Annotated in this window: 18 protein-coding genes; 7 read left to right on the top strand and 11 right to left on the bottom strand. The window is 72.3% G+C overall.

The window, feature by feature from the left end:
* Positions 1-213: 213 nt before the first annotated feature.
* Both ACJJVL_RS02365 and ACJJVL_RS02360 read right to left on the bottom strand, forming a co-directional pair.
* Positions 214-2391, bottom strand: coding sequence for a protealysin inhibitor emfourin (locus ACJJVL_RS02365; protein WP_405216608.1), 2178 nt, complete (start codon positions 2389-2391; stop codon positions 214-216).
* A gap of 72 nt (positions 2392-2463) precedes the next feature.
* Complete coding sequence (locus ACJJVL_RS02360) at positions 2464-2751, bottom strand: DUF1905 domain-containing protein (protein ID WP_405216606.1); 288 nt, start codon at positions 2749-2751, stop codon at positions 2464-2466.
* A gap of 75 nt (positions 2752-2826) precedes the next feature.
* Between ACJJVL_RS02360 and ACJJVL_RS02355 the strand changes: the two genes are divergently transcribed.
* Complete coding sequence (locus ACJJVL_RS02355) at positions 2827-3474, top strand: DsbA family protein (RefSeq protein ID WP_405216604.1); 648 nt, start codon at positions 2827-2829, stop codon at positions 3472-3474.
* A gap of 237 nt (positions 3475-3711) precedes the next feature.
* A complete protein-coding gene (locus ACJJVL_RS02350; RefSeq protein ID WP_405216602.1) occupies positions 3712-4560 on the top strand; it encodes a hypothetical protein in 849 nt (282 codons plus the stop codon).
* 20 nt (positions 4561-4580) lie between these two features.
* On the opposite strand, the gene ACJJVL_RS02345 is transcribed toward ACJJVL_RS02350, so the two are convergent.
* The 4 genes from ACJJVL_RS02345 to ACJJVL_RS02330 all read right to left on the bottom strand — a co-directional run bounded on the left by ACJJVL_RS02345 (position 4581) and on the right by ACJJVL_RS02330 (position 7129).
* Positions 4581-5381: a thioesterase family protein gene (locus ACJJVL_RS02345; RefSeq protein WP_405216600.1), complete on the bottom strand. Its 801-nt coding sequence runs from the start codon at positions 5379-5381 to the stop codon at positions 4581-4583.
* Between the two features lie 87 nt (positions 5382-5468).
* Positions 5469-5993 (bottom strand): hypothetical protein, encoded by a 525-nt coding sequence (locus ACJJVL_RS02340; RefSeq protein WP_405216598.1) that lies wholly within the window; start codon positions 5991-5993, stop codon positions 5469-5471.
* Between the two features lie 59 nt (positions 5994-6052).
* Positions 6053-6532: a pyridoxamine 5'-phosphate oxidase family protein gene (locus tag ACJJVL_RS02335; RefSeq protein WP_405216596.1), complete on the bottom strand. Its 480-nt coding sequence runs from the start codon at positions 6530-6532 to the stop codon at positions 6053-6055.
* Between the two features lie 78 nt (positions 6533-6610).
* Positions 6611-7129 (bottom strand): metallophosphoesterase family protein, encoded by a 519-nt coding sequence (locus tag ACJJVL_RS02330; protein ID WP_405216594.1) that lies wholly within the window; start codon positions 7127-7129, stop codon positions 6611-6613.
* 57 nt (positions 7130-7186) lie between these two features.
* On the opposite strand from ACJJVL_RS02330, the gene ACJJVL_RS02325 reads away from it, so the two are divergent.
* The 4 genes from ACJJVL_RS02325 (at position 7187) to ACJJVL_RS02310 (ending at position 10120) form a co-directional block, all read left to right on the top strand.
* Entirely contained in the window at positions 7187-8524 is a 1338-nt protein-coding gene (locus ACJJVL_RS02325; RefSeq protein WP_405216592.1) for an alpha-amylase family glycosyl hydrolase, read from the top strand.
* Between the two features lie 153 nt (positions 8525-8677).
* On the top strand, positions 8678-9451 hold the full coding sequence (locus ACJJVL_RS02320; protein WP_405216590.1) for a DUF4192 family protein: 774 nt from the start codon (positions 8678-8680) through the stop codon (positions 9449-9451).
* 22 nt (positions 9452-9473) lie between these two features.
* Complete coding sequence (locus ACJJVL_RS02315) at positions 9474-9725, top strand: type II toxin-antitoxin system Phd/YefM family antitoxin (RefSeq protein ID WP_405216588.1); 252 nt, start codon at positions 9474-9476, stop codon at positions 9723-9725.
* The gene (locus tag ACJJVL_RS02310; protein WP_405216586.1) at positions 9719-10120 is read left to right on the top strand and encodes a PIN domain-containing protein; all 402 of its coding nucleotides are present in this window, start codon (positions 9719-9721) and stop codon (positions 10118-10120) included. Before ACJJVL_RS02315 ends, ACJJVL_RS02310 begins: the two co-directional genes overlap by 7 nt.
* A gap of 18 nt (positions 10121-10138) precedes the next feature.
* On the opposite strand, the gene ACJJVL_RS02305 is transcribed toward ACJJVL_RS02310, so the two are convergent.
* A complete protein-coding gene (locus tag ACJJVL_RS02305) occupies positions 10139-10618 on the bottom strand; it encodes a plastocyanin/azurin family copper-binding protein (protein WP_405216584.1) in 480 nt (159 codons plus the stop codon).
* Between the two features lie 85 nt (positions 10619-10703).
* Here ACJJVL_RS02305 and ACJJVL_RS02300 point away from each other — a divergent pair, with 85 nt between their 5' ends.
* Positions 10704-11939, top strand: coding sequence for a saccharopine dehydrogenase family protein (locus tag ACJJVL_RS02300; RefSeq protein WP_405216582.1), 1236 nt, complete (start codon positions 10704-10706; stop codon positions 11937-11939).
* Here ACJJVL_RS02300 and ACJJVL_RS02295 read toward each other — a convergent pair.
* The 4 genes from ACJJVL_RS02295 to ACJJVL_RS02280 all read right to left on the bottom strand — a co-directional run bounded on the left by ACJJVL_RS02295 (position 11928) and on the right by ACJJVL_RS02280 (position 15806).
* A complete protein-coding gene (locus tag ACJJVL_RS02295; protein ID WP_405216580.1) occupies positions 11928-12773 on the bottom strand; it encodes an SDR family NAD(P)-dependent oxidoreductase in 846 nt (281 codons plus the stop codon). The genes ACJJVL_RS02300 and ACJJVL_RS02295 overlap by 12 nt on opposite strands.
* A gap of 68 nt (positions 12774-12841) precedes the next feature.
* Positions 12842-13771: an oxygenase MpaB family protein gene (locus ACJJVL_RS02290; protein ID WP_405216578.1), complete on the bottom strand. Its 930-nt coding sequence runs from the start codon at positions 13769-13771 to the stop codon at positions 12842-12844.
* A 19-nt stretch (positions 13772-13790) separates the two neighbouring features.
* Entirely contained in the window at positions 13791-13943 is a 153-nt protein-coding gene (locus tag ACJJVL_RS02285; protein ID WP_405216577.1) for a hypothetical protein, read from the bottom strand.
* Positions 13944-14057: 114 nt separating this feature from the next.
* Positions 14058-15806, bottom strand: coding sequence for an FAD-binding protein (locus ACJJVL_RS02280; protein WP_405216575.1), 1749 nt, complete (start codon positions 15804-15806; stop codon positions 14058-14060).
* Positions 15807-15822: the final 16 nt, after the last annotated feature.

The following is a 15822-nucleotide window of genomic DNA, read 5'->3' as shown; positions in this document are numbered from 1 at the left end:
TTGCCTCGCGCCGCCGCCCGCCGCGGGCGGCGGCTGGCGAGGCGCGCCGCAACGCGCATCCGCCGAGCATCCGCCGGGCGCGCGTGTCGGCTTGTTGCACTTTCTCCGCCGTGGAAGTGCAACAACCTGACACGCGGTGGCACCCGCGGCGCGTGAGGGCGTCGAGCGCGGCGGCGCGGTGCGTGCCGCGAGGCGCGGCAGGCGGCGCGCGCGTCAGGGCGCGGGCGGCTCGTCGCCCAGCTCGAGCAGGCGCCGGAAGAGCGCGAGCACCTCGTCCGGCAGCAGCGGCTCCGCCACGGTCACGTCGCACGTCGTCTCGACCGTGACTCGCCACAGCGGCGCGTCCGGCAGGGTCTGCGCTTCGAGCTCCTCGAGCACACCGGAGGCGACGAGCGTGCTCAGCTGCTCACGATCGTCGCCGGGGATCACCTGCAGCTCGAGCACCGCAGCCCGCGTCTGCCCGAGCATCCCGCCGGTGCGCGCCAGCCTGATCGCGTCGGCGGCTGCAACACCCGGCCCCGAGGCGTCCTCGGTGACACCGACCGCGCTCCACGCCGCCCGCACCGCGCGCGTCTCGCCGGCGTCGTCGCCGAAGCGGGCAACGGATGCCCCCTCCGTCGCAGCCGCGAACGCCGCGAAGTCGGCGGTCGGGGAGAGGCCACCCGTGAGCGCATCCATCCAGATCTGCCCCGCCGCCTCCCAGGACCTGCCGCCGATCGTGGTGGCGACGAGGTGGAAGGCCTTGTTCGGGATGCCCGAATTGATGTGCACGCCGCCGAGGTCGTCACCGGTGACGACGAAGTCGCGCATGTGCGCCGGCTGCGGATCCTTGCCGAGCACCGGGTCGTCGTAGGCGGTGCCGGGCGCAGCCATCGAGCGCAGCGCCTTGCCCTGCACGCGCTCGGTGAAGACGCCCGATCCGATGAGCCAGTCCGCAGCATCGGCGGTCTGACCGAGCGCGTGCTGCTTCACGAGCGAACCCAGCACGTCTGCGATCGATTCGTTGAGCGCGCCGGACTGGTCGCGGTAGACGAGGTCGGCAGTGGACGCGATGACGCCGTGGCCGAGCTCGTGCCCGATCACGTCGACCGCTGCGGTGAAGCCGGCGAAGACCTCGCCGTCGCCGTCGCCGAAGACCATGCGACTGCCATCCCAGAAGGCGTTCGCGTACTGCTGGCCGTAGTGCACCGTGGCGCGCAGCGGCATGCCGGCGCCATCGAGCGAGTCGCGCTCGAACGCATCCATGAGCATGGACCAGCTGGCGCCGAGACCGTCGTAGGCCTCATCGGCGGCGGTGTCGCCCGTCCCGGCGTCGCCCTCTGCGCGCACGAGCTGCCCCGGCAGGTCCGTCGAGCCGCGCGCATCGCTGACGGCGCGCTGCGGCGCGGGCTCGCCGGGGACGCGCGCGGGGGCGTCGGGCACGAGGTTCGGGCGGGGAGCGGGTTGTGCTCGGCGACCGGAGCGGATGTCGAGGTCGAGGCCGAGGGTGCGCTCGGCGACGATCGAGGCGGTCGGGATCGCTGCCGCCGCAAGATGCTCCAGCAGGTAGGGCGGCACGATCCCGTGGCGCACCGGCAGCAGGCCGGCGCGGCGCTGGAGCGCGCCTGCGAGGCGCGGTGCCACGATGCTCGACCACAGGCGGTAGCCGGCGGCCGAGGGGTGGAAGCCGTCGGCCGCATGCTGCTTCGGATCGACGATCGCGGGGGTGGGCAGGTGGATCACGCGCGCGTCGGCTGCGGCGATCCGCTGCTGCACGTCGTCGAGGGTGCGCGCGTGGCCGCCGATGAGCGAGCGGATCGGCTGCGGCAGCCACACGAAGGTGTCGATCTGCGGTGTGCCGGAGATGCCGATCACACCGCCGGGCGAGAGATGCGCCGCGAGTCCGTCGAGGAGCGCTCGGATGGTGGTGCCGAACGCACGACGGCCGACGAGCTGCAGCGCATCATTGGCACCGACGAGCAGCAGGATCGCGTCCCACTCGCCGTCGACCTTCGGCAGCTGGTCTGCGAGCACCTGTGCGGCGCTCGACCCCTCGAGGCCGACAATGCGCCACGCGACGGGCCGCTGCTCGCTGACGGAGAGTCGCGCGGCGGTCTGCAGCACGAGGCCGTCCTCGAGCCGTTCGGCACCAACGCCCGTTGCCGTCGAATCGCCGATCGCCAGCAGGCGCAGCGGCGTGCCCGCGCTGTCGGGATCGGGCGCATCGATCGTGCCGTGGCGTCGACCAGCCGGCTCCGGCAGCCAGACGAGGCTCTGCTGCAGCTGCTTCGCCTGCCGCAGCAGCACGGGCGCGAGTGCGATCGCGGCCGGCTTCGCCAGCCGGTGGATGGTGCGCTCGATGGTCGTCGAGGCCTCGGCGCCGCGAGCGCCGATCCGTGCTGCGAGGCCCATCCCGCCTCCTCCCGCCCGGTGCCTCTGACCGTGGCGCCGCCGATGCTACTCGGCGCCGCTGACGGTCGAGCATCAGCGCCCCAGGTGCATCCGCGCAGTCACCCGATCGCCGATGCCGACGCCCTCGGCGCGCTGCACCGCGACCTTGATGGGGAGCAGGTAGCCGCCGTCGCGGGGGAAGAGCGAGGTCGTGAACGACGTGCGGCCGATCCATGCCTGCGCCGGGATCACGCCCCAGCCGTAGGTCAGCTCACCTGCGCTCTCCCGGATGATCTCGGCCTCATCGGTCGGCACGGGCAGGAAGACGAATGGCGCAGGCCCGCGCCACTCGATCGCGACGGCCGTGAACTCGAGCTCCACGCGGGCGAGCGTACTCCTGGCGTCCGCGCTTGGAGCGAAGCGGATGCTGGCTCAGCGCCCGATAGCCTGGAGACCATGTCGAAGAACGCGTTCGTGAGCATCGCCGCCGTTGTCGGGGCCTTCGTTGTCATCATCGCCGTCGCACTGCTCGTCGTGCGTCCGTGGGAGGGGTCGCAGGGGCAGGGGCAGGCTGCCGGATCGCTCGTCGAGGAGTCCACGCACGTGCTCGACGACGCCGGGGAGGGCGCTCCCGTGCTGGTGGAGTTCTTCGACTACCAGTGCCCGACGTGCGCGCAGTTCCACCCGATCGTCGAGGATCTGCGCGATCGCTACGAGGGCCGCGTGACCTTCGCCGTGCGCCACTTCCCGCTGGAGATGCATGCGAACGCGGTGCTCGCCGCCGCCGCAGCCGAGGCCGCTGCCCAGCAGCGCGAGTTCGAGGCGATGCACGATCGCCTCCTGGAGTCGCAGGCCGAGTGGGCGGAGAGCGACGATGCCGGGGCTGTCTTCCGCGGGTACGCCGAAGCGCTGAGCCTGGACATGGCCGCATACGACGCCGCAGTGGGGTCGGAGGAGGTGGCGGACCGGATCGCGCTCGACTACACGGCTGGTGTGGAGGCCGGAGTGCAGGGGACGCCGACCTTCTTCCTCGACGGGCAGCGCATCGAGCTGGAGAACTTCGACGACGTGGAGCAGGCCATCGAGCAGGCGCTGAGCGAGTAGGCGTCGAGAGGCCGCCGACGGCTCGACGGGGAGACCAGCCGCCAGCGGCGCCGACTCCGAGCTGCGCCAGGAGTTCGTGACCGGCGAGGATCACGCTAGCCGCCTGCGCTGCGCGGCACGATGGGCAGAAGTGCCCGTGTGAACGCGCGATCACCTGCATCTCCCGGCCTGGCGCGCGAGCGCGCCGGATGCCACGATGACGGCGTGCAGCGGCTTCGGGGGCGAGGCGCGGCGTTGATGCTCGGCGCTGCGGTGCTCCTCGTCGGGTGCGCATCGCCGTCCGGCGAACCCGAACCCAGCGGAGTTCCGAGCCGCTCGGCCCAGCGCGCAGCGCCGGAGGTCCTCGTCGAGGTCCTGCAGCTGCGTGGCGACGTCGCGACGGGCCACATCGAGCTGCGGGTGACCAACGAGTCGGATGCACCGATCAGGATCGTGCGCGCGAGGTACGCCTCCAGCCGCTGGGCGGCACCGATGACGACGGAGAACCCTGCAGAGATCCCGCCCGGGCTGCGACGCAATCTGCGGCTGCAGCTGCCCGATGCGACCTGCGACGAGCAGCCGCTCGAGCACAGCGCCGAGCTCCGGCTCGATGACGGCACGCTGCTCGAGCGGGTGCCAGAGGATCCGCTCGGTCAGCTCGAGGCCATCGACGATCAGGCCTGCGACCTGCGGGCGTTCACGGAGACGGTCGCGCGGATCCGCTGGCTCGAGCCCAGCATCCCGGCTGACGGGGCCGGGCCGGCGGTCGTGCGGCTGCGCATCGAGCCGGTGGGCGAGCGGAGCGGCGGTCTGGCCGCGATCGACGCGACCGTGCTCCTGACCCCCGTCGATGCATCCGACGCCCGCGTCGAGCAGCTGCCCATCGGGCTGGAGATCGACCCGGGCGCCCCGCCCACCGAGGTCGCGATCCCGCTGGAACCGGGCCGGTGCGATCTGCACGCCATCGCGGAGGACAAGCAGGGCACGCTCTTCCGGCTGCGGGCGGCGATCGACGGCGACCCGATCGATCTCGTCCTTCCCTCGCCAGAGGCGCAGCGCGATGCGCTCCTGGACTGGGTGGTGGAGCGCTGCGCGGCGCAGCCGTAGCCCGTCGCAGCTCTCGGGCCTCAGCGCGGCGTCGGCCGCACCGTGAGCGTCTGCGCTGCCCGCCCGACATGGCCGCGCTCGTCGTGCAGCGCCGTGCTCGTCACGCCCTGACCCGTGGGCCCGAAGACCACGGTGGTGTCGAAGCCGACCCACTCGCCCTCCGGCTGCCGGTGCAGGTGGATCGTGAGATCGAGGTTCGGGTAGATCCACTCGCGCGGGTGCTCGCGCACGGCCACGCCGTTGGCCGCATCCACGAGCCCGATCCAGCGAGCGAGCTGCGACACCTGCTCGCCCTCGACGAGCGGATGCGGCGTGCGCTGCCAGGCACGGTTGCGGCCCGGCTGCTGCTCGCCGCACACGCGGTACTCGAGCGCGTGCACGTAGCCGCCGCCCCAGTCCACGCCGAAATCGGCTGCGCGCGACTCGTCGACGGGCCGGATCGGCAGGTCGGCGCCCCCGGCCACGACCTCGGTCTCACTCGCGACGCTGTGCCACGCGCGCGCGACCGCGACATCGCGTCCCGCGATCGACGCGGTGGCCTCGGTGAGCTCGATCGTGCGGCCGGGGCGCCGCGTCTCGACCCGCACGGCGGTCTCGTCCAGCGCGAGGAAGCCGAGGATGTCGAAGCTCACCCGTGCCAGCAGCAGGGGCGCGCCGCCGACCTGCTCGCGGTGCTGCTCGATCGCGTGCGTCAGCAATCCGCTCAGCGGCCCGAAGTGCATCTCTCCGGGCTGCCAGGCACCGCTCGCATGCTCGGTCGGGCGGTAGCGGCCGTCGCCGAGCGCGACGAAGAACGGGGCGGGCACGGGAGCGGCAGTCATGCTCCCGATCCTGCCATCCGAATCGCGGCAGCTCGGCGCACCCGCGGCAGTTCGACGCACCCGCGGCACCGATCGGCTGCCGTGCGCCTATGCGCCTTGCGGCGGATGCAGCAGCAGGTCGCCGAGGTCGTCGAGGTACCGCTCAAGCGGCACCGGGGCATCCTTGCCCCAGTGCACCCACGCCGCACCGTCGCGGATGCGGAGCGGTCCGGCGCCCACGAGCAGCCGCTCGTCGAGCTCGATGGGTGTGATGCCGTGGTTGATCGTCTCGCCCATGGGAAAGCCGCCGGCGATCGCCGCTGCACGGTAGGCGCGACGGATCTCGACCGATGCGGTGTGGTGCTGCGGCCTGCCGGGCTCCGCGACGCGCGTGGAGATGCCCGTCTCCCAGACCGACCCGTCCGCCTGCAGCAGCAGTGCGCCCAGCCGCCAAGCGCGCCCGATCGCGCGCATGCGCGGCCTGCGGGGGACGACACCCAGCAGCGCCTTCGGCTGCTCGAACCGAGCCAGCGCCTCGTCGCGCGCGCCGGCGTCGGCGAGGCGTCCCGCAGTCTCGCGCAGCACGGCGCGCGCGCGTTCGATCGCGGCGCGCCCCGCCGCATCGGGTGCCACAGGGCCGGGCACTGTCTCGCCCGGGTCTGACTCGTGCACGAGCGCGATCGGTGGCGCGACTAGAGCGAGACCACGCCGCTGTCGCCGAGATCGGGCGTCGCGTCGCTGACGAAGCCCTTCACGAGCTGCACCGCGGTCGCGATGGCGCCGGGCGAATCCCAGTACTCGGCGCTCGTCGCCGTGACCTCGAGCAGACCGTTGCCCGGATCGTCGGGGGAGCCGTCCATGAAGACCTCCGCCGACGCATCCCACAGCTCGCGCAGCCGCTCGCGGTCGTCGACGTAGCGGGCCGTGCCCGCCAGGGAGACCCAGCCGCCCTTGCCGGCGTAGTGCACGTTGACACGCGGATCCTGCGCGAGCGCGCGCACCTTGTCGGTGGAGCGCTCGGTGAGGAACCAGACGGTGCCGGGCTCGTCGAAGTCCTGCGTGCCCATGGGCGTGGAGACGAGGTCGCCCTCGACGGAGATGTAGGAGAGCGCGGCGATCCTGGTGGAGCGCATGATCTCTGAGACGGTCGTGATCGCGTCGGTGTCGGTCATGTCGCTCACCGTGTCACGACGACCTGAGTGCGGTCCGGGAGTCGGCAGCGCTCGACGGGCTCGCCGAGCGCGTCGTCCTCAGCGCGGCGTGGGCACGATCTCGACCGAGCGCACTGCGCCGTCAGCGACGTCGACGAGCATGACGGTGCCGACGCTCTGCCGCCGCCGGTCGGTGGGGGAACCGGGATTCAGCAGGCGGAGGCCGGATGCCGCGGTGCTGTCCCAGGGGATGTGCGAGTGTCCGAAGACGAGCACGTCGGCGGGCTCATCGCTCGAGGGGCCGAAGCGCGCGTCGCAGCGCCGTTCGCGCCCTGCGGCCGCTCCCGTCTCGTGGGTGACCGCGAATCGCACGCCGTCGATCGTGACGCGCGCCACCTCGCCGAGCCGCTCACAGAGCGCTTCGCCGTCGTTGTTGCCGGCGACGCCGACCAGCTCTCGCGCGCGCTGCTTGAGCTCGTCCAGCAGCGCGGTGTCCACCCAGTCGCCGGCGTGGATAACGACATCCGCCGCCTCCGCCAACCCCCACACCTGCTCCTGCAGCGCCCTCGCTCGCACCGGCAGGTGGGTGTCGCTCAGCAGCAGCACGCGGGTGGTCATCGCTCCAGTCTGCCGCGTCGGCGCGCGCCGCACCGTCGAGGGCGGCAGGATGTCGGTATGACCGATCAGCAGAGCACCGACCACTGGAGCGCGAGCGCGATGTGGTGGCACGTCTACCCGCTCGGGTTCACCGGCGCCCCGATCCGCGAGTGGCAGGAGCCGGATGTCGTGCACCGGCTGCCGCGCATCGAGGCGTGGCTCGATCACGTGGTCGAGCTGGGGCTCAACGGCATCGCCCTCGGCCCGGTCTTCGCCAGCAGCACGCACGGCTACGACACGATCGACCACTTCCGCATCGATCCGAGGCTCGGGGACGACGACGACTTCGATCGGCTGATCTCGGCGGCGCACGAGCGCGGCATCCGCGTGCTGCTCGACGGCGTCTTCAACCACGTGGGCCGCGAGCATCCGGCCTTCCAGGCGGCACACGCCGACCCGCAGGGGGCGCCCGAGGCGGCCTGGTTCCGGCTGGGCGAGAGCGGCGAGGTCGAGGTGTTCGAGGGGCACGGCGCGCTCGTCGAGCTCGATCACGACTCGCCAGCGGTGCAGGATCTCGTGGTCGACGTGATGCGCCATTGGCTCGGTCGAGGCGCCGACGGCTGGCGACTCGATGCCGCGTACGCGGTGCCGACCGCGTTCTGGGCGGCGGTGCTGCCGCGCGTGCGCGAGCGGCATCCCGACGCCTGGTTCCTCGGCGAGGTGATCCACGGCGACTACCCGGCGTTCGTGCAGGATTCCACGATCGACGCCGTCACCCAGTACGAGCTGTGGCAGGGGCTGTGGCACGGCATCGCCGACGGCAACCTGTTCGAGCTCGAGCACGCCATCGGTCGGAGCAACGAGCTGCTGCGCTCGTTCGTGCCCTACACCTTCCTCGGCAACCACGATGTGACGCGCATCGCCTCCGCGATCGGGCCGGACCTCGTGCCGCACGCCCTCGCCGTGCTGTGCACGGTCGCCGGCACCCCGGCGATCTACGCGGGCGACGAGTACGGCTGGGAGGCCGTGAAGGAGGAGCGCGAGGGCGGCGACGACGCCGTGCGGCCCGAGTTCCCGGACGAGCCGCCCGCGCGCGACGGGCTGGAGGCAGCCGCGCAGCACCTGCTCGACGTGCACCGCGAGCTGCTCGCGCTGCGGCGTCGCAACCCGTGGCTCACCACCGCGCACACCGATGCCGTGCACGTCGCGAACGGCTCCATCGTGCTGCGCACCGCGACCGGCGAGCACGGGCTCATCACGGCGCTCAACCTCGAGGACGAGCCCGTGACGATGCCATCGGCGGATGCGGCGCGCGCCGTCGCGGGGGAGTGCGAGCTGGGCCGGGGCGAGCTGACGCTGCAGCCCAGGGGCTGGGCGGTGCTCGAGGTGGATGTGCAGCCCGGCGACGCGGCGTGAGTCGCTGCAGTGGGTCGGCTGCGCCGCTGCTCACCGGCGATGCTCGGCTCATTGCCATGCGAGAAGGGCGCAATTCGCCGGTGACGCGCACGGCCATCCACAGGTGAGCCGCACCGCGCCGCGGCGCTCGCCCGACTCGATGAGACTGCGCGCATGCTTCACGATCTCAAGCAGGCTCCGGACGGCGGCCGTGTGCACCTCCCGCGCGTCGACGACGCGACGACGAACGCGGTGCTCGACGAGTTCGAGGCGATGCGCGACGCGCTGCCGAAGCTCTCGATCCGGACGAGCGCACGCTACGGATCGGCCGTGGTGCTGCTCGATGTGCCCAGGCACGGCGAGGCGCTGACGATCTCGATGGGTCTGGTGGAGACCTGCCTCGACGAGGACCCGCGCCGCCCCGACCCGGAGATGCTCGCGCAGCTGCTGTTCCTGTCGCTCTGGCCGGCGCTGCCCGAGCAGATGGCGATGCAGATCGCGTTCGGCTGGGATGCGGCGACGTCGCACGTGCACGACCTCGTGCCGGTCGTGCGTCACGCCGCCAGGAGTCGGCGCCCCGCCGAGGAGCTCTTCGCGGGCATGGCGGTGGCCGATGCGGTGCCGGGCACGCCCGCGGGGTGTTGCTTCCGTGGGCACGCGGATGAGAAGCCCGATCGCGCGCGAGTCGGGCGCGGGATCGCCCTGTTCCGCGAGGTTGCGGCGCATGCTCCCGTCGCCTTCAGGCCGTCGCTGCTGTGCGTGGTCGCATGGCTGCTGTGGGCGAACGGCAAGCGCCCGCATGCGCTCGCGTACCTCGCCGAGGCAGGGCGCGTGCAGCCGGATCATGCGCTCACTCGCAGCCTGAGTGACCTCTGCTCCACGGCGCTGCCGAAGTGGTGCGCAGACCGATCCGCTGCGTTCGTGCGTTCAGACTCCAGCGGAAAGTAGACCAGTGATCTACACTTGCGACATGAGGACTGTCTCGGTGCGAGAGCTCCGTCAGAATCCTGCTCAGATGCTGCGCGACGTCGAGGCAGGGGAGAGCTACACCATCACATCGCACAACCGGCCGATCGCGCGCGTGGAGCCTGTCGGCTCGTCGACGCAGATCACTCCGCCGAAGCGCACCGGTCGTCCGAACCTCGCGAGCCTGCCACCGCACGAGCTGCGCTCGGCCGAGACCATCGATGAGATCCTCGACGATCTGCGGGGGTCGTGGTGACGGCGTTCTACGTCGATACCTCGGTCGCCGGTCACGCGATGCTCCGCCAGTCTGCGCCTGCCGTGGCCTGGTTCGAGGATGCCGCGGAGGCGCACGAGCTGGTTTCGTCCCGGCTGATCAAGACCGAGCTGACTCGCCTCGCGCGGCGCGAGCTCGTGCCGTTCGCCGTGCGCGACGAGGTGCTCGACTTCATCGGTCTGATCCCGGTCGATCACGCCGTGCTGATGGAGGCGGAGGCGATCGTGCCGCACGTTCGCACGCTCGACGCGATCCACCTCGGGGCGGCGCTGCGCTCGGGCATCGAGGGTCTCATCGTCGCGTCACACGATGCGCGCATGCTCGAGGTGGCGACGCAGATGGGCTTCGAGACCGTCGACCCGTGCGTCGGTGCGTGAGTGTCGCGGGCTGACCGATCAGCCGGTGACCTCGAGCACGCCACTCATGGTGCCCGAGTGGGGGTCGCAGACGTACTCGTAGGTGCCTGCCACGAGCGTGACCTCTACGGTCGACTCATCAGTGCCCTGCACCTCGGTGGCGACGTCGACGCCCTCGCCCATCAGGTGGAAGTTGTGCAGCTGCGAGCGGTCGACGAACGTGAGCGAGTAGTCGCCCGCGGGCACGGAGGTGCGCAGGGCGCCGGTCTCGTCCAGGATGCCGATCGCGTATGCCTCCGGATCGTCGGCGCTGCCGACGACGGCCATCAGCGTGGTCCGCGTGCCATCGGCGGGCGTCTCTGCCGCGCCGGTCTCGCCGCTGGCTCCCGGGGCGGCGGTTTCGGCGGGGGCGCTGTCGGCGGCAGGCGCGGCATCGTCGGGGCTGCTGCCCGTGCAGCCGGAGAGCAGCACGGCAGCGACGAGGGCTGCGGTGGCGAGGGCGGAGCGCGTGGAGATCATGGGCAGACGATAGACGCGACTCCTATCAGCCCCCGGTGAGGATGCCGGTCGAGGTCGGCCGATCGCGCGATGCCACACTGGCCCGATGGCACACGAACGCGACCTCGACCTCACCCTCTTCGGTGCGACCGGGTTCGTCGGCCGCCTGGTGGCCGAGCATCTTGTGCGGGCCGCGCCCACCGGACTGCGTGTCGGGCTCGCCGGGCGCTCGCGCGAGCGACTGGAGGCGGTGCGCGACGGGCTCGGACCGAGTGCCGCAGCCTGGCCGCTGCTGCTCGCGGACAGTGAGGACGAGGACTCCCTGCGGGCGCTCGCGGAGCGCTCGCGCGTGGTCCTGACGACCGTGGGCCCGTACCAGCGGCACGGCGTGCCGCTGGCATCCGCGTGCGCGGCGGCGGGCACCGACTACGCCGACCTGACCGGCGAGGTGCTGTTCGTGCGCGAGCTCATCGAGCGCTGCCACGAGACGGCCCGCGCGAGCGGAGCCAGGATCGTCGTCTCCTGCGGCTTCGACTCGGTGCCGTCGGATCTGGCCGTGCACCTGCTCCACGGCCGGGCACGGGCGGACGGCGCGGGAGCGCTCGGGGACACCACCATGCGGGTGCGGCACGCGCGCGGCGGTGTCAGCGGCGGCACGGTGGACTCCCTGCGGCTGCAGCAGCGCAGGGTCGGTGCGGATCCGGCGCTCGGACGCATCGTCGCGGATCCGGCAGCGCTGAGCGGTGGGGCCCCGATCGCAGCGGGTCAGCCCGACGTGCGGCGTCCGTTCCTCGATGCGGAGACGGGGGAGTGGAACGCTCCCTTCGTCATGGCGGGGTACAACACGCGCGTGGTCCGGCGCTCCGACGCGCTGGGCGGTGGCTACGGGGATCGCTTCCGCTATCGCGAGGTGCTGCCGACCGGCCGACGCGTTGGCGGAAGGATCCGCGCCGCGGCGATCGCCGCGGGGATGGTGGTCGGCGCAGCAGTCATGGCGACGCCCTGGCTCGGCAGCATCGTCGACCGCGTGCTGCCGGCGCCCGGCGATGGCCCCTCGGAGCAGCGGCGCAGTTCGGGCTCGTTCCGGCTGGAGACCACGACGCGCGCATCGAGCGGACGCGTCTATCGAGCCGTCGTCGCCGCGCAGGGCGATCCGGGGTACGCCGCCACCGCGGTGATGCTCGGGCAGGCGGGGCTCTCGCTCGCCGTCGACGGCGATCGGTGCACGACGGCCGGCGGCGTGCTGACCCCGGCGGTCGCGATGGGGGATGTGCTCGTCGAGCGACTGCGAGCGCAGGGATTCACGCTCGCGGTCGCGCCCCATCCACGGTCAGATCGCTGAGCGCTGCTCGGCGACGAGCGCCTCGCTGCGCTCCCACAGCTCGTCCACGAGCCAGTCGGCGTGCACGAGCGGATTCGTCTGCGCGAGTGACGCGGGGGAGCGCTCGGTGTAGAACCTGCCCGGCTGCCAGGTCGTGCAGGGTGTGCCATCGGCGAAGAACGTGAGGTTCGTGCCGCCCTGCTCGGGGCTGATGAGCAGCAGGCGCGCAAGCGGCGTGCGATAGGCCAGGCGCAGGATGCTCGTGCTCTCGACGGCGAAGCTCGTGCGCACGAGGCCGGGGTCGAAGGCGACGGCGCTGATGCCGTCACTGCCGTAGCGCGCCTGCAGGCCGCGCACGTGAAGGATGTTCGCGAGCTTCGCGTTGCCGTAGGCGCGGTTCGGACCGTACGAGCGCTCGCACTGCAGGTCGTCGATCTCGAAGCGGGCAAGCCGATGCGCCGCGGAGCTGGAGGTGTTGACGACGATGCCCTGCCCCGCCTGCAGCTGCGGCAGCAGCAGCTGGGTGAGGAGGAACGGGGCGAGGTGGTTGACCTGCAGGGTCGCCTCGTTGCCGTCGACCGTGACCGTGCGTCGACCGAGCAGTGCACCGGCGTTGTTGGCGAGCACGTCGATGCGGTCGGTCACTTCTGCGACCTCTCGGGCGAGCCTGCGCACGTCGTCGAGCCGCGCGTAGTCCGCGATGAAGTGCTGCGCGCCGATCTCGCGAGCAATGGCAGCGGTCTTCTCGGGGGAGCGGCCGACCAGCAGCAGCCGGTGGCCACGCTCCGTGAGCTGGCGTGCGGATGCTGCGCCGATGCCGTCCGAGGCGCCGGTGAGCAGGATGGTGCGGGGCATGGTGACTCCAGGTCTGTGGTGCGGGGTTGCTCAGGAATGGTGGCGGAGGAGCAGGCTGGGCTCGGCGGTCACGAGCGGTCTCGGCCGCTGCTGTCGTGCAGCCGCCGCAGCCGTTGCCGCGCCCACGCGTGCGCAGGCCGGCCGTCACCCGAGGCGAGCGCACGGCCGGCGATCGCGAGCACGACGCGGGTCGCAGTCACGACGGGCAGCACCGAGCGGCGGACGCCGAGCAGGCGGCGATACGGGCGCGGCAGCGTCGCGACCGCGGCCTCGAACAGCAGCCGGTAGCCGACGCCCGCGGCGCCGCCCATCGGTGGCTGCCGCAGGAACGCGACCACCTCGTGCACGCGCTGGTCGCCTCGCAGCTCGCCGCGCTCCCGGTAGCCGTCGATGCGACGGCGGAGCTCCGCGGCGGTGGTGGGCGGGTCGGTGACCCGCATCAGCCGGCCCGCCGCTGCCCACTCGGACACGTACGCGTCGGGCCCTCCGGGGATGCGGCCCGCTGGTCCGCGCGGGCCCCAGGTCTGCTGGCAGGTGAGGAACGCATCCGTGAACGCGAGGTGCACCCAGTCGGCGAGCCCGGGATCGGCCGCGCTGTAGGAGCGCTGGTCGCCGCTGCCGTCGACGTAGCTCCCCTCGACCCGCGCGTGGAAGCGCGCGACCCGCGCGGTCTCGCGCTGCGCCTGCTCGGTCGAGCCGTAGGTGACGCAGACGACCCACCGCACGGTGCCGGCGAGCCGACCGAGCGGATCGCGTCGGTAGCTCGACCAGTCGTGCACGCCGGCCATCGCACCGGGGTGGAGCGCCTGCAGCAGCAGCGCTCGGATGCCGGCGACGAGGGTCGCCATGCCCGCGTGGGCGGTCCATGCGGCGCCGTCTTCGGCGAAGTGCCCCGCGTCATCACCCTCGGCGAGCTCGCGCACCCACGCGGGAGTGCCCTCGGGGTCACCGGAGAGTGCGGTGAGCAGCCGCGTGCGGAGCGTCCCTCGGCCGCTCACGCGCGGCTGCGCGAGACCGTCACTCGGCGTGCCCCGTCACGACGAGCGCGAAGCCGCCGACCAGCGCGAGGAACGCTGCGGTCACAGCGACCGACGAGACGAGGATGAGGAGCGCGAACGGGTTGTCGAGCGCAACGCCCGAGTCGTGCGCTGCGGCGGCGATGAGGTGCATGATGTGCCTTCCTGAGGTGCGACGGCGGCAGTGTCGGCCGCGCCATGGTGCAAGCCTGCCAGCGAACGCTGTGAGATGTCGGACGCGCGGCGGCTGCGGCGACCGGCGCGAGCGCTACTCGACGAGCTTGCCCGCCGCCGAGTCGTCGACCTCGACCTCTGCGAGGGCGCGGAAGCTGTCCGGTGCGGGAGCGAGGGCTTCGAAGGTGGCGCCCGCGCCCGGTGACCACAGGAAGTTGCCCTGCATGGCGGGATCCGTCTCCGGGAAGTCGGCGCGGTTGTGGCAGCCGCGAGTCTCTCGGCGCTCGAGCGCGCATTCGAGCGTGGCGCGCGCGGCCAGCAGCGACCCCAGCAGGTCGAAGGCGTGCGCCAGGTCGTCGAAGCCCGCGATGTCGGGATGCGCCGTCACGTGCTGCGCTCGCTGCTCCAGCACCGCGAGCTTCTCGAGGCCCTCCTGAAGGCCCGTTCCGCTGCGCACGACGCCGGCGTGCTCGCTCATGAGGTTGCGCAGGTCGCGCTGCAGACGACGGGCGGACTCCGTGCCCTGCGCTCCGAGGAACGCCTCCATCTCGGTGCGAGCCGCCGCGACCGCGGCGGGGTCGCGGTGCACGTCGGTGCGCGCGGCGACGTGCGCTGCGGCATGCGCACCGGTGATGCGACCGTAGACGAGCAGCTCGATGAGCGAGTTGCCGCCCAGTCGGTTGGCCCCGTGCAGACCGGAGGATGCCTCGCCGATCGCGTAGAGCCCGTCGACGCCGGTGCTGTGGTCATCCGGGGCGACCCACACGCCGCCCATCGAGTAGTGGGCGGTCGGCGCGATCTCCATCTTCGTGGTGGTGATGTCAAGCATCTGCAGGTCGATGAGCGTGCGGTACACGCGCGGCAGCTGCTGCAGGATGCGCTCGCGGGGGAGGTGCGAGACATCCAGGTAGACGCCGCCCTTCTCGGTGCCGCGACCCTCCGCGATCTCGGTGAAGCCCGCGAGCGCCACGCGGTCGCGCGTCGAGAGCTCCATGCGCGCGGGGTCGTATCGCTGCATGTACCGCTCGCCCAGCGCGTTCGTGAGGATTCCGCCCTCGCCTCGTGCGGCCTCCGACACCAGCGTGCCGGCCGCCTCCGACGGCTCCAGCAGCCCGGAGGGGTGGAACTGCACGAGCTCGGCGTCGCGGATTCTCGCGCCGGCGAGGGCGGCCAGCCGGAACGAGTCACCGGTGTTCTCGTCGCGGCGCGAGGAGGTGTGCCGCCAGATGCGCGTGTGGCCGCCGGCCGCCAGGATCACGGCGTCGGCGTGGATCTGCACCGGTGTGCCGTCCACGATGTCGAAGCCGTAAGCGCCGAAGATCGTGCCGTCGGCGACCAGGAGTCGGGTGATGTAGACGGTGTCGGTGATCTGCACCTGCAGCTCGGAGGCACGGCGCATGAGCGTGCGCTGCAGCTCGAGGCCCGTGTAGTCGCCCGCGTAGGCGGTGCGACGGTACGTGTGCGCGCCGAAGAAGCGCTGCGAGATGCGGCCGTCATCCTCGCGGGCGAAGGGCATGCCCCAGGCCTCGAGCTCCTCGATCGCGCGCGGCGCGTTGCGCGCGACGGTCTCGACGATGGCGGGGTCGGCGAGGAAGTACGACTCGCGCAGCGTGTCGGCCGCGTGCTGCTCCCAGGAGTCCTCGGGATCCATGGTGCCGAGCGCGGCATTCATGCCGCCGGCGGCGAGCGTCGTGTGCGCGTCGTGCTTGCGCCGCTTGCCCACCGCGAGCACCTGCACGCCGCGCTCGGCGAGCTCGATCGACGCACGCAGTCCGGCGCCACCCGTGCCGATCACGAGGACGGACGTGGACATGAGGCGTTCGGGAGCTCGGTGTGCGGTCATGCTTCCACCGTAGGAA

Origin of the sequence: Agrococcus sp. Ld7, assembly GCF_045064095.1 — a bacterium.
Taxonomy (GTDB): domain Bacteria; phylum Actinomycetota; class Actinomycetes; order Actinomycetales; family Microbacteriaceae; genus Agrococcus.
Note: the sequence above shows the minus strand (reverse complement) of the source record. Positions and strands in the feature narration are given on the sequence as shown.